This is a genomic window from Ewingella sp. AOP9-I1-14 (assembly GCF_052375995.1).
Classification (GTDB): domain Bacteria; phylum Pseudomonadota; class Gammaproteobacteria; order Enterobacterales; family Enterobacteriaceae; genus Ewingella; species Ewingella allii.
Genome location: NZ_JBQSVA010000003.1, coordinates 173,066 through 186,401 on the forward strand (window position 1 = coordinate 173,066; position 13,336 = coordinate 186,401).

Annotated in this window: 8 protein-coding genes and 1 pseudogene; 2 read left to right on the top strand and 7 right to left on the bottom strand. The window is 54.3% G+C overall.

The genetic code is table 11. The features are described from left to right. Positions 1-45 precede the first annotated feature (45 nt). The 3 genes from carB to dapB form a co-directional block, all read right to left on the bottom strand. Entirely contained in the window at positions 46-3,270 is a 3,225-nt protein-coding gene (gene carB, locus ACT3RT_RS10715) for a carbamoyl-phosphate synthase large subunit (RefSeq protein ID WP_496202960.1), read from the bottom strand. 17 nt (positions 3,271-3,287) lie between these two features. Next, complete coding sequence (gene carA, locus ACT3RT_RS10720; protein WP_496202961.1) at positions 3,288-4,448, bottom strand: glutamine-hydrolyzing carbamoyl-phosphate synthase small subunit; 1,161 nt, start codon at positions 4,446-4,448, stop codon at positions 3,288-3,290. A 477-nt stretch (positions 4,449-4,925) separates the two neighbouring features. Continuing rightward, the gene (dapB, locus tag ACT3RT_RS10725) at positions 4,926-5,747 is read right to left on the bottom strand and encodes a 4-hydroxy-tetrahydrodipicolinate reductase (protein WP_496202962.1); all 822 of its coding nucleotides are present in this window, start codon (positions 5,745-5,747) and stop codon (positions 4,926-4,928) included. Between the two features lie 608 nt (positions 5,748-6,355). Between dapB and ACT3RT_RS10730 the strand changes: the two are divergent. Continuing rightward, positions 6,356-7,508: pseudogene (locus ACT3RT_RS10730) on the top strand (porin). A gap of 140 nt (positions 7,509-7,648) precedes the next feature. Beyond that, a complete protein-coding gene (locus ACT3RT_RS10735) occupies positions 7,649-8,518 on the top strand; it encodes an SMP-30/gluconolactonase/LRE family protein (RefSeq protein WP_353500958.1) in 870 nt (289 codons plus the stop codon). A 76-nt stretch (positions 8,519-8,594) separates the two neighbouring features. Here ACT3RT_RS10735 and ispH read toward each other — a convergent pair whose 3' ends face one another. Genes ispH through ileS form a run of 4 tightly spaced genes read right to left on the bottom strand, consistent with a single transcriptional unit; the run spans position 8,595 to position 13,325 of the window. Further along, positions 8,595-9,548: a 4-hydroxy-3-methylbut-2-enyl diphosphate reductase gene (gene ispH / locus ACT3RT_RS10740; RefSeq protein ID WP_154145902.1), complete on the bottom strand. Its 954-nt coding sequence runs from the start codon at positions 9,546-9,548 to the stop codon at positions 8,595-8,597. Further along, positions 9,529-9,999 carry an FKBP-type peptidyl-prolyl cis-trans isomerase gene (fkpB, locus tag ACT3RT_RS10745; protein WP_034787062.1) on the bottom strand — a complete coding sequence of 157 codons (471 nt, stop codon included), beginning with the start codon at positions 9,997-9,999 and terminating at the stop codon, positions 9,529-9,531. The genes ispH and fkpB overlap by 20 nt, the downstream gene beginning before the upstream one ends. A 3-nt stretch (positions 10,000-10,002) precedes the next feature. Next, positions 10,003-10,509 carry a signal peptidase II gene (gene lspA, locus ACT3RT_RS10750; RefSeq protein ID WP_353500957.1) on the bottom strand — a complete coding sequence of 169 codons (507 nt, stop codon included), beginning with the start codon at positions 10,507-10,509 and terminating at the stop codon, positions 10,003-10,005. Continuing rightward, positions 10,509-13,325 (bottom strand): isoleucine--tRNA ligase, encoded by a 2,817-nt coding sequence (ileS, locus tag ACT3RT_RS10755; protein WP_353500956.1) that lies wholly within the window; start codon positions 13,323-13,325, stop codon positions 10,509-10,511. Before ileS ends, lspA begins: the two co-directional genes overlap by 1 nt. Positions 13,326-13,336: the final 11 nt, after the last annotated feature.

A 13,336-nucleotide genomic window follows, 5' to 3' on the forward strand; every position in this document is an offset into this window, starting at 1 on the left:
CTTTCGGTTGCGGGCGTCGCAGTACCAGACACTAAAGTCTTAAGGTTACTTTTTAATTTTAGCGTGCATTTCCTGAACCGAAATCACCTGCTCGGTTGGGTCGGAAGAGAGCGCCATTGCGGTCGCGAAACCGCCGTTCAGGGTGGTGTCATAGTGCACTTTGTATTGCAGCGCGCTGCGGCGAATCAGCTTGGAATCCTCAATCGCCTGACGACCCGCCGTGGTGTTCACGATATACACATACTCGCCGTTTTTGATGCGGTCCTGAATGTGCGGGCGGCCTTCATGCACCTTGTTAACCAGGCGTGGGTTAATCCCCGCTTCGCCCAGCACCACAGCAGTACCGTGAGTAGCGTCCAGCTCGAAGCCGCGTTTAAGCAGCTTGGCGGCCAAATCCACCACGCGACCTTTATCCCCTTCGCGCACTGACAGCAGTGCACGTCCGGCTTTCTTCATGCCGGAGTTACTGCCGAGCTGCGCCTTGGCGAAGGCTTCGGCGAAGGTGCGACCGACGCCCATCACTTCACCGGTAGAGCGCATTTCTGGCCCTAAGATTGGGTCAACGCCCGGGAACTTGTTGAACGGCAGCACCACTTCTTTCACCGAGTAGTACGGTGGAATGATCTCTTCGGTCACGCCTTGCTGAGCCAGCGTCTGCCCCGCCATCACGCGAGCCGCCACTTTCGCCAGCGGAATGCCCGTGGCTTTAGAGACGAACGGCACGGTACGCGCGGCGCGTGGGTTAACCTCAATCAGGTAAACCTCATTGTTTTTCACCGCGAACTGCACGTTCATCAGGCCGCGAACGCTCAGCTCAAAGGCCAGTTTCTCAACCTGTTGGCGCATCACGTCCTGAATCTCTTTGCTCAGCGTGTAGGCTGGCAGAGAACAGGCGGAGTCGCCGGAGTGCACGCCAGCTTGCTCGATGTGCTCCATGATGCCGCCAATCAGTACGCGCTCACCGTCGCAGATAGCATCGACGTCCACTTCTACCGCGTCATCAAGGAAACGGTCGAGCAGCACCGGCGCGTCGTTAGAGACGCTAACCGCGTTCTGGAAGTAGCGACGCAGGTCGATTTCGTCATACACGATTTCCATCGCACGGCCGCCCAGCACGTAAGACGGGCGCACCACCAGCGGATAACCAATGCCGCTGGCTTTTTCTACCGCTTGCTCAATGGTCGCGACCGTGGCGTTAGCGGGCTGTTTCAGGCCCAGACGGTTAACCGCCTGTTGGAAACGCTCGCGGTCTTCGGCGCGGTCGATGGCGTCAGGGCTGGTGCCGATAATTGGCACGCCCGCTGCTTCGAGTTCGCGAGCCAGTTTCAGCGGAGTTTGCCCGCCGTATTGCACGATCACGCCTTTTGGCTGTTCGATACGCACGATTTCCAGCACGTCTTCCAGCGTCACTGACTCGAAGTACAGGCGGTCAGAGGTGTCGTAGTCGGTGGAAACCGTTTCAGGGTTACAGTTCACCATGATGGTTTCGTAGCCGTCTTCGCGCAGCGCCAGCGAGGCGTGAACGCAGCAGTAGTCGAACTCGATGCCCTGACCGATACGGTTTGGCCCGCCGCCTAACACCATGATTTTTGGCTTATCGTTAGTCGGGTTGGACTCGCACTCTTCTTCATAAGTGGAGTACATGTAGGCAGTGTCGGTGGAGAATTCTGCCGCACAGGTATCAACACGTTTGTAGACCGGGTGCAGGTTGTATTTGTGACGCAGTTTGCGTACTTCGCTCTCTGACACGCCAACCAACTTCGCCAAACGCAGGTCGGCAAAGCCTTTGCGCTTCAGCATGCGCAGGTAGTCGTGGGTCAGGATGTTGAAGCCGCCTTCGGCCACTTCGTTTTCCAGCTTCACCAGTTCTTCAATCTGCACCAGGAACCAGCGGTCGATGTTGGTCAGGTTGAAGATACCGTCGACAGACAGGCCAGCGCGGAAGGCGTCGGCGATGTACCAGATACGGTCTGAACCGGCTTCTTTCAGTTCGCGGCGGATCTTGGTCAGCGCTTCCGGGTCATCCAGACTCACTTTCGGGTCGAAGCCGCTGGCACCCACTTCCAAGCCGCGCAGGGCTTTTTGCAGAGATTCTTGCTGGGTGCGGCCAATCGCCATCACTTCGCCGACAGATTTCATCTGCGTGGTCAGACGGTCGTTGGCACCGGCAAACTTCTCGAAGTTGAAGCGAGGAATTTTGGTGACAACGTAGTCGATTGATGGCTCGAACGACGCCGGGGTTTTGCCGCCGGTGATGTCGTTCATCAGCTCGTCCAGCGTATAGCCTACCGCCAGCTTGGCAGCCACTTTAGCAATCGGGAAGCCGGTCGCTTTTGATGCCAGTGCAGAAGAGCGCGACACGCGCGGGTTCATTTCGATAACAATCAGGCGGCCGTTTTTCGGGTTCACGGAGAACTGCACGTTAGAACCGCCGGTTTCCACGCCGATTTCACGCAGTACCGCCATCGAGGCGTTACGCATGATTTGGTATTCTTTGTCGGTCAGGGTCTGCGCCGGAGCCACGGTGATGGAGTCACCGGTGTGGATGCCCATGGCGTCGAAGTTTTCGATTGAACAGACGATGATGCAGTTGTCGTTCTTATCGCGCACCACTTCCATTTCGTACTCTTTCCAGCCAATCAGCGACTCATCAATCAGCAGCTCTTTAGTTGGGGAAAGGTCCAGACCGCGCTCGCAAATCTCTTCGAACTCTTCGCGGTTGTAGGCGATACCGCCGCCGGTGCCGCCCATGGTGAATGATGGGCGGATGATGCATGGGAAGCCAACGTCAGCGGCAACCGCCAGCGCTTCTTCCATACTGTGAGCAATGCCGGAACGCGCGGTGTCGAGGCCAATCTTCTTCATCGCCACGTCGAAACGGCGACGATCTTCGGCTTTGTCAATAGCGTCGGCGGTGGCACCAATCATGGTGACGCCAAATTCCGCCAGCACGCCCTGACGTTCCAGCTCGAGTGCGCAGTTCAGTGCTGTCTGGCCGCCCATGGTTGGCAGCACGGCATCTGGACGCTCTTTCTCGATGATTTTACGCACCACTTCCCAGTGAATTGGCTCGATGTAAGTCGCGTCGGCCATTTCCGGGTCGGTCATGATGGTCGCCGGGTTCGAGTTCACCAGAATGACGCGGTAACCCTCTTCGCGCAGGGCTTTACACGCCTGCGCACCGGAATAGTCAAACTCACAGGCCTGACCGATAACAATCGGGCCAGCGCCGAGGATCAGGATGCTTTTTATGTCTGTACGTTTTGGCATGTTTTAGTGCTCCTGATTTATTTGCCAGTCTGAGTGGCGTGAGAACGGTATTGCTCAATCAGCTCGATAAAGTGGTCGAACAGCGGCGCCGCGTCGTGCGGGCCTGGGCTGGCTTCTGGGTGCCCCTGGAAGCTGAACGCGGCTTTATCCGTGCGATGAATCCCCTGAACCGTGTGGTCGAACAGCGATTTGTGGGTCACGCGCAGGTTGGCTGGCAGGCCATTTTCATCTACCGCAAAGCCGTGGTTCTGCGCGGTGATCATCACCACATTGTTGTCGAGATCTTTCACCGGGTGGTTACCACCGTGATGGCCCAGTTTCATTTTCAGCGTTTTCGCGCCGCTGGCCAGTGCCAGTAACTGGTGGCCCAGACAGATGCCGAAGACCGGAATGTCAGTCTCGAGGAAGGCCTTGATGGCGTCGATGGCGTAGTAGCATGGCTCAGGGTCGCCCGGTCCGTTGGACAGGAAGATGCCGTCTGGATTGAGCTTCAACACGTCTTCGGCTGGCGTTTGTGCCGGCACCACGGTCAGGCGGCAGCCGCGGTCAACCAGCATGCGCAGGATGTTGCGTTTTGCGCCGTAGTCATAGGCCACCACGTGGAATTTCAGCTCTTCGGCCGGTTTCGCTTCTGGCAGTTCGCCTTCTAATGTCCAGCTGCCCTGCTGCCAGCTGTAAGACTCTTTGGTGGTCACTTCTTTCGCCAAGTCCATCCCTTTCAGGCCTGGGAAGGCTTTGGCTTTCTCCAGTGCCAGCAACGCGTCCACGGAATCGCCAGCGATGATGCAGCCGTTTTGTGCGCCTTTTTCACGCAGCACGCGAGTCAGTTTACGGGTATCAATGTCGGCGATAGCGACGATGTTGTGGCGTTTGAGATAGTCAGAAAGGTTTTCGGTACTGCGGTAGTTGCTGGCAATAAGAGGTAAATCGCGGATAACCAAACCTTGAGCGTGTACTGCAGAGGATTCTTCATCAGCGGCGTTAGTGCCGACATTACCAATATGGGGATAAGTAAGAGTAACAATTTGGCGGGAATAGGAAGGATCAGTAAGGATTTCTTGATAACCGGTCATCGACGTATTGAAGACCACTTCCCCCACTGCCGTACCTTCTGCCCCGATGGCCCGACCGTGGAATTGGGTTCCGTCTTCCAGAACCAATAGCGCTGACTTTATCAAAGCATCCTCCAGGAATAATCAATCACATTATTTGCATATTAATTCAGATAAGCCGATCTAAATCAATGCAAAAATCGCCCTCGAAGCCAATTTTCGGCAAATTGCGCGCATTCTAATGATGGGCGCTCGCTTTGTCTACCAAAAGCACCAATATTTCTCTGTTTTATACAGAACTCAGTGAAATAGCGACCTCACAGCCATAAAAGCACGGGCTAAGTCACTATAGTAAACGTTTGCGAGGGCGGTTGTCTGAAAAAAGGCGGGAAATCGGCAAATGTTACACATCGGATCTGTTGAGGAGGTCGTTTTGTAGTCAGCGAAGAGCTTAAAAACTCACAAAACACATTTAAATAGGCATCAAATCAAGAAAAAGGAGCCAAGCTTCATTTTTTTTATAAAAAAGAAAAGGGCAGTCAAGGAACCGCCCTATAATCAAAGAAATATGATTAAAACAACCACATCACAATGGTGTAAAACTTAAATATCATCTAATTTCAGCACATCACGCATATCGAATAAGCCAACTTTAACGCCTTCCAGCCACTTTCCTGCACGAACTGCGCCTTTTGCAAATGTCATTCGGCTAGACGCCTTATGGGTAATCTCAACGCGTTCGCCGATATCGGCAAAAATCGCCGTATGCTCACCCACGATGTCTCCTGCACGCACGGTCGCAAAGCCGATGCTCTTAGGATCACGCTCGCCGGTATGGCCGACGCGGGAAAACACCCCGTGCTCCTTGAGATTGCGACCCAATGTGTCGGCAATCGCCTCACCCATCGCTAACGCCGTGCCCGAAGGCGCGTCAACTTTGTGGCGATGGTGAGCTTCAATAATTTCGATATCCGTGTAGTCGCCCATCACCTCGGCGGCTTTTTCCAACAACTTGAGGACCAGATTGACACCCACACTAAAGTTCGCGGCGAAAACGACCGGAATAGACTCGGCTGCCTGCTGGATTGCCGCCTTACCGGTGTCATCAAAGCCGGTAGTGCCGATAACAATACCTTTGCGGTGTTTCACGCAGAAGTCGAGATAAGCCAGAGAAGCTTCTGGACGCGTGAAGTCGATCAAGACGTCGAAGTCGTTCACCACGTCATCGAGGCTATCGCTCACCTTGATATTCAAACGGCCGACGCCCGCCAGCTCGCCCGCGTCAGTTCCCACCAGCGAGGAGCCTTGGCGCTGAATGGCTGCGCCCAGCACTACGCCATCAGCTTCGCAAACCGCCTGAATAAGCTGGCGTCCCATTCTTCCACCCGCGCCCACAATGGCCATGCGCAGTTCAGCATTACTCATAATCTCTCTCTTTATAAATGTGTTCTGCTTTATAACAGCAGCAGGTTATCGGCCCCTCAGGAGAGGAGCCAGCAAAATTGCGGCATAATTAGAAAATTATGATATAGCCCAGCTAACATCAGTAAAACATATCAGCTCAAAAGTTATCCATTTGATGATTTTATGTTACTCATCAATGAAAAGCGTCAGGGCAAGCAAGGCGCGTTTCTGAAAATAGCCATTCCCCACTCGCGCATAATCATTCAATTTTATGCATAGGGTTGCACAGAGTTTGGCTGCGGCATACAGCACCGTTGGCGTATCCCCGATTTGTCTTTACGCAGCACAATCCCCCTCGCTAATTGCTACATAAAGCAACAAACGCGCACTTTTAACGATCTAAAACATCAATTTTTCATTATATGTAACGAAATGATATTGATAAAACCAATAAATATGGTAATAAATAGCCCGCTAATTTTAACCCGCGAAACTTGATTTCGTTGCGTTAATAATTCGGCGCGTTTTCACCTTTGCCAGATAGTCACCGGTAAAGGGAATATAAAATAATAATGAGCCAACATCATTGATGATTCTCTTAAAATCATCGTGTTGGCGCAGGGGCAACGATGAAATTCAAACTAAACAGAGTCACACAGGTGGCTTCTGCCGGGCTACTCTTTGGCCTGACGTCTTTCGCTTCACAGGCTGAAATCACCCTTATTAAGCAAGATCCGCAGCCAAATGACCCGCTGAGCCGCCTCGACTTCAAAGTGGGCGGCAGCATTCGTCCACAGTGGAATATGGAAACGGGCGATAAAGATAAAGGTTCGTACAAAAAACAATGGCTTTGACGGCGGCTCGCGTTTCCGCTTCACGGCTGATTACTATCTGTTTGATGATATCAGCTGGGTCAGCTACTACGAACTGGGCGTTAACTTCCCTGCCCTGTTTGATTGGGACAATCATTATGCCGACGGCGCGCACAACACCACGCGTCGCCAGCTCTATACCGGCCTGAAAAGCAAAACCTACGGCCAGTTGACCTTCGGCCAGCAAAACAGTGTCTACTACGATGTGGTTGGCGTGAAAACTGACATCTGGGACTACGACATGCTTGCTCAGGCGCCGGGTAACGGCGTGAATGGCGACTACGACGGCTCTTATCGTTCCCGCAAGATGTTGAAATACAAGAACACCTTCGGCGATGCTGATGTTTACGCCTCTTACCTGTTCGCCGATACCGATCTGCTGACCGGCGATGGCCTGCGTTATAAACGTAAAGGCGGCGGCTCTATCGGCGTGGATTACCACATCACCAAAGAACTGACTTGGGGCACGGCGTACAACTACACCAACGCCGAGATGAAAAACCCGGGCGGCAACAGCTCCACCAACTATGACCAAAATATCATTGGTACCGCATTAAGCTGGAAACCGGGCAACTGGACAGCCTCTTTCGGCGGCGGTTATTACAACAACTTCCTGACGACTAAGCAGAAAGCGGATAATAACTACTTTGCTGGCGACGCCTACGGTCTGGAATACTTCCTGGGCTACGCCTTCCTAATCAACCAGTACGCGGTGAAAACCGTTCAGCCATACTTCATGGGTGACCGACTAACCTACGTCTCCGGCCGTGATTATCAGCGTATCGATAATGGCTTAGGCGTATCGGTTCAACTCGATTACGGCTTCCGCGTTGATTATGAACACGTATTTAGCTCCACCACCGACGACCGTGGCGACATGAACCTGGTTCGTCTGAGATACGATTTCTAACCCTCATTAACTCACCTCAGGGGCTGGCTTTACGTTTTATTAACGGGCCGGCCCCTTCTTTTTACGCCTTTTATTCTATCCTCCATCAGCAAAGCCAGACTAGACTATGTAAAGACACTGCCATGAAGGAGAGCTTTACGATGTCAGCATTTTTACGATCCGCCATCACTGCGATAGACGACTACCGTGCCGAGCTGGGAGAGACGCCGGTATGGTGTCAACGCACGCAGTCATTACTGTGGGTCGATATTCTCAACTTAAAACTGCTGCGCTACTGGCCGTCCCAGCACAAAACCGAGGTACGCAAGCTGCCCTCGTTAACCAGCGCCGTGCTGTTAACCAGCGCGCTGAATCGCTTTTTGCTGGTCTCGCAAGATGGCCTGCACCTGTATGACTATGCCTTCAGCAAGACAGAGAAAATCTGTGATTATGTCGGCAGAGAAGGCACCAGAACCAATGAAGCCGCTATCGCGCCAGACGGCTCCCTGTGGTTCAGCACTATGGATGTGAAGGAAGAGCAGACGCTGGGCGGGTGGTATCGCTATGAGAGCGGTGCGCCACATCCCGAGCTGATGATGGACAACGTGGGCATTCCCAACACGCTGGCGTGGCATGAAAGCAAAGTGTGGTTTGCCGACAGCATGAAGAAGCGTTTTTACTCTGCCAACGCCCGCCACATCAATCCGCTGAAAATCGCCTGCTTCTCGTCTGGGGATAAAACGCCGGATGGCTCGGCAGTCTCCTTGGACGGCCTGCTGCTCACTGCCTGCTGGGGCAGCAGCTGCCTGTTACGCCAGCAAATCAATCAGGGCGAGTTGCTGACCCTCGACACCATTGCCCTCCCCGTCGCTCAGCCAAGCTGCTGTACCTTTGGCGGGCCGGACATGAGCGAGCTGTTCATCACCTCGGCGCGCAAAGGCTTGGAGAACCCAAGCGAACTGGACGGCGCCCTGCTCCACGTGCAGACCGGCACCACGGGTACGCCGCAGAACCTGTTCCGTCTCAACTGATTATCATAAAAAAAAGCGGCCAGTTTTCACTGACCGCTTTCTACTCTTGCGCGTCTTGCTCGATTAGCTGATGAACTTAGTCAACCTGACGCACATCAACCCGCAGCTCTTTCGGCACTTCGAAAACGATATTCTCTTCGCGCCCTTCCACGTTAATCACATCCGCGCAGCCAAAGGCTTTCAGCTTGCTGATCACGTCCTGCACCAGAATGTCTGGAGCAGAAGCACCGGCGGTGACGCCGATGCTCTTGGCGTCTTTCAGCCAAGACTCTTGGATATCAGCGGCGGAGTCGATCAGGTAAGAAGGCACACCAACGCGCTGCGCCAGTTCGGCCAGGCGGTTAGAGTTTGACGAGTTCTTCGAGCCGACCACCAGCACCACGTCAGCCCCGTCGGCCAGATGGCGCACGGCCTCCTGACGGTTAGTGGTGGCGTAGCAAATGTCGTCTTTGCGTGGGCCAATGATTTTCGGGAAACGGTCGCGCAGGGCGTCGATCACTTCTGAAGTATCATCCACCGACAGCGTGGTTTGCGTCATGAAGCACAGGTTACTTTCATCTTTCACCTGCAGCTTATAGACGTCCGCTGGCGATTCGACCAAGTACATGCCGCCATTAGGGTTGCTGTACTGCCCCATGGTGCCTTCCACTTCTGGGTGACCGGCGTGACCAATCAAAATCGCCTCGGTGCCCTTACGGCTGGCACGTGCGACTTCCATATGGACCTTCGTCACTAATGGGCAGGTGGCGTCAAACAGCATGGTCAGCTCACGCGCCTTGGCTTCGGCACGCACGGCCTGAGAAACGCCGTGTGCTGAGAAAATCAGGATTGAGCCGTCCGGCACTTCGCTGATTTGCTCGATAAACACCGCGCCGCGCTGGCGCAGGCTGTCGACCACATAGCGGTTATGAACCACTTCATGACGCACATAAATCGGCGCGCCATACAGCTCAAGGGCGCGCTCGACGATGCTGATCGCACGATCTACGCCTGCGCAGAACCCGCGTGGGTTAGCCAGCAGTATTTGCATCTTTCTCCTCCAGTTGCGGATCAATCTCCAGCACTTCGATATCGAAATCGATATGCTGGCCCGCCAGTGGATGATTGAAATCAACGGTGATGGAATCTTCGGTCACGTCACGCACCACGCCAGGCATTTCGCTGCCGTCACGGGTAGTAAATAACATGATGGTGCCCACGTCAGGAATGCCCGTTTCTTGGAAATCTCGACGCGAGAAATATTGAACCAGATCAGGGCTTTTCGAGCCGAAAGCAGATTCAGGTGCCAGCGTAAAAGCGTGCTTATCGCCCACTTTTAACCCGAGCAGTTCATTCTCCAGCGCGTCGGACAGGCTGCCGTCTCCCAGTCGAAACAGGGCCGGTTTGCCATTACCACGGGTGGATTCCGCCGTTGAGCCATCTTCCAGCTTCAGGGTGAAATGCACCAGCACCGCGCTGTCGTGTTTTACCTGTTCAGACATGTTTTATCCTTTGCTCTTCGCGGCAGCATTGGGTTTGGCTAAGAAGCCTTCCAGCACCACCAGCACGGCACCCACACAGATAAAGCTGTCTGCCAGATTGAAGATCGGGTAATGCCAGTCATTGACGTAGAAGTCGATAAAGTCGATGACAAAACCGTGCACCATGCGATCGAATAGGTTGCCCAGCGCGCCGCCGATAATCATCGCAAAAGCGATGTTATTCATGCGCTGAGTGGCGCTGCTACGGTACATCAGCACCAGCAGAATAATCACGATAGCCAGAGCAATCAGGGCAAAGAACCAACGCTGCCAGCCGCCTTTATCCGCCAGGAAGCTAAACGCCGCCCCCGGATTATGGGCGTAAGTCAGGTTAAAGAACGGGATCAGCGGCATGGATTCGCCAAGCTGAAAATGCCCCATGACCAGGAACTTGCTGCCGAGATCAAGGATGACAACCAAAACCGCCAGCCAAAGCCAGCGGAGTCCGGTAGAACAAATAGGTTTACTCATTATGCAAACTTACGCTCTTCGCCGTCGCCGGCAATGTTAGTCACACAACGGCCACAGATTTCGCTGTGTTCCGCGTCCTGGCCGACGTCAGTGGTGTAGTGCCAGCAGCGTGGGCACTTGTCGCCTTCTGCTTTTTCCAGACCGATTTTCAGGCCCTTGAGCAACTCACTGGCCTGCGCGCTGTCATCAGCATCCGCCAATGGCGCCACGCGAGCGCCGGACGTCAGTAACACAAAGCGTAGCTCGTTACCCAGAGAACGCAGGTCAGCAGCCAGTTTATCGTCAGCGTACAGCGTTACCGCAGCTTCCAACGATCCTCCCACGCGCTTATCAGCACGCGCCTGCTCGATAACTTTGTTCACTTCGCCACGCACTTTCAGCAGCTCGTCCCAGAAGTCATCATTCATCGATTCGTCGCCAGCCAGGCCAAACAGGCCGTCGAACCACTCTTCGGTGAAGACGAACTTCTCGCGAGAACCTGGCAGGAAGGCCCAGATTTCGTCGGCGGTGAAGGACATGATTGGCGCCATCCAGCGCACCAGTGCTTCAGAGATGTAATACAGTGCGGTCTGGCAGCTGCGGCGAGCCACGCTGTCGCTTTTCGCGGTGTACTGACGGTCTTTAATGATGTCGAGATAGAACGAGCCCATTTCAACCGAGCAGAACTGCATCAGGCGCTGTACCACTTCGTGGAAGTCATAGCGCTCGTAAGCGGCAATGATCTCTTCTTGAGCGGCTTTGGCACGGCCGACGGCCCAGCGATCCAGCACCACCATCTCTTCCGGCTTCACGCAGTGCAGCGCAGGATCAAACCCATTCAGGTTAGCCAGCAAGAAGCGCGCGGTGTTACGGATACGACGATAAGAGTCGGCGGAACGCTTGAGGATCTCGTCTGACACGGCGATTTCGCCGGTGTAGTCAGTTGACGCAACCCACAGACGCAGAATGTCGCCGCCCAGCTTGTTCATCACGTCCTGAGGACTGACGGTGTTGCCGATGGACTTGGACATTTTGCGGCCCTGACCATCAACGGTGAAGCCGTGAGTCAGAACTTGTTTGTATGGCGCTTTGCCTTTCATGGCGGTTGAGATCATCAGAGATGACATGAACCAGCCACGGTGTTGGTCGGAGCCTTCCAGATACATGTCAGCTTCGTGGCCGTTGAACTCAGGGCGCACGGCAACCACCGAGGCGCTGGTTGAACCGGAGTCGAACCACACGTCCAGCGTGTCAGGCACTTTCACGTAATCTGCGGCGTCAGCACCCAGAATGTCGGCAGGATCGAGATCCCACCAAGCCTGAATACCGTCAACTTCAACGCGTTTCGCCACTTCTTCCATCAGTTCCAGAGTGCGCGGGTGTAGCTGTTCAGTGTCTTTATGCACGAACAGAGACATCGGCACGCCCCAGGTACGCTGACGGGAGATACACCAGTCCGGACGGTTAGCGACCATGTTTTCGATACGCGCCTGACCCCAATCTGGGATCCACTGCACGCCTTTGATCTCTTCCAGAGATTTCGCGCGCAGACCTTTCTGGTCCATGCTGACGAACCACTGCGGCGTAGCGCGGAAGATAATTGGCGTTTTGTGACGCCAGCAGCACGGATAGCTATGATTCAGCTTCTCAACGTGCAGCAGTGCGCCTTTCTCGCGCAGCAGTTCAACGATCAGGTCGTTGGCTTTGAAGACGAATTTGCCATCCAGTGAAGGATAGGTGCCCGGCAGGTAGCAGCCGTTCGGGCCAACCGGGTTAGCCACTTCCAAACCGTATTTCTGGCCGATAACAAAGTCATCTGGGCCGTGGCCCGGCGCGGTATGAACAGCACCCGTACCGGCATCCAGCGTGACGTGGTCGCCAAGAATCGCTGGCACGTCGAAGTCGAGGAACGGATGCTTGAAGCGCAGCAGCTCGAGGTCAGCGCCTTTGCACTCACCCAGCACGGTCCACTCAGCGATACCCGCGCGCTTCATAACGCTTTCCACCAAGTCGGTTGCCAGAATCAGGCACTGGCCTTCAACCTGCACCAACTGGTAAGCAAACTCGGCATTCAATGAGATCGCGCGGTTAGCTGGCATGGTCCACGGCGTGGTGGTCCAGATAACCAGAGAAACCGGGCCATTGAAGGCGGTCGCGCCAAATTTTGCCGCCACGGCGGCTGGGTCGACGGCGTTAAAGGTCACGTCGATGGATGGCGACACTTTGTCGTAATACTCCACTTCGGCTTCAGCCAGAGAAGAGCCGCAGTCCGCACACCAGTGGACAGGCTTAGCGCCTTTGTGCAGATGGCCATTGCCGATGATTTTGCCCAAAGCACGGATGATGTTGGCTTCGGTTTTGAAATCCATCGTCAGGTATGGGTGGTCCCAATCGCCCAGCACGCCAAGGCGGATGAAGTCTTTCTTCTGACCTTCAACCTGCTCAGCGGCGTATTTGCGACATGCTGCGCGGAATTCAGCAGCGGAGACTTTCTCACCCGGCTTGCCGATCAGCTGTTCTACTTTCAGCTCGATTGGCAGACCGTGGCAGTCCCAGCCCGGCACATAAGGCGAGTCAAAACCGGCCATGCCCTTGGACTTAACAATAATGTCTTTGAGAATTTTGTTAACTGAGTGACCAATATGAATGCTGCCGTTCGCATACGGAGGGCCGTCATGCAAAATAAAGGACTTTTTGCCCTTTTTGGCTGCGCGAATAATCCCGTACAGATCCTGTTCATACCAGTTTTTCAGCATGTCAGGTTCTCGCTTGGCCAAATCGCCACGCATCGGGAACCCTGTTTCCGGCAAGTTCAGGGTGTTCTTATAGTCACTCATTAGATTCTCGG

Bases quoted from the DNA above. Each gene is read 5' to 3' on its own strand.
- ACT3RT_RS10735 (WP_353500958.1), top strand. From the start codon at position 7,649: ATGTCAGCATTTTTACGATCCGCCATCACTGCGATAGACGACTACCGT.
- dapB (WP_496202962.1), bottom strand. From the start codon at position 5,747: ATGAGTAATGCTGAACTGCGCATGGCCATTGTGGGCGCGGGTGGAAGA.
- lspA (WP_353500957.1), bottom strand. From the start codon at position 10,509: ATGAGTAAACCTATTTGTTCTACCGGACTCCGCTGGCTTTGGCTGGCG.
- ispH (WP_154145902.1), bottom strand. From the start codon at position 9,548: ATGCAAATACTGCTGGCTAACCCACGCGGGTTCTGCGCAGGCGTAGAT.
- fkpB (WP_034787062.1), bottom strand. From the start codon at position 9,999: ATGTCTGAACAGGTAAAACACGACAGCGCGGTGCTGGTGCATTTCACC.
- carB (WP_496202960.1), bottom strand. From the start codon at position 3,270: ATGCCAAAACGTACAGACATAAAAAGCATCCTGATCCTCGGCGCTGGC.
- ileS (WP_353500956.1), bottom strand. From the start codon at position 13,325: ATGAGTGACTATAAGAACACCCTGAACTTGCCGGAAACAGGGTTCCCG.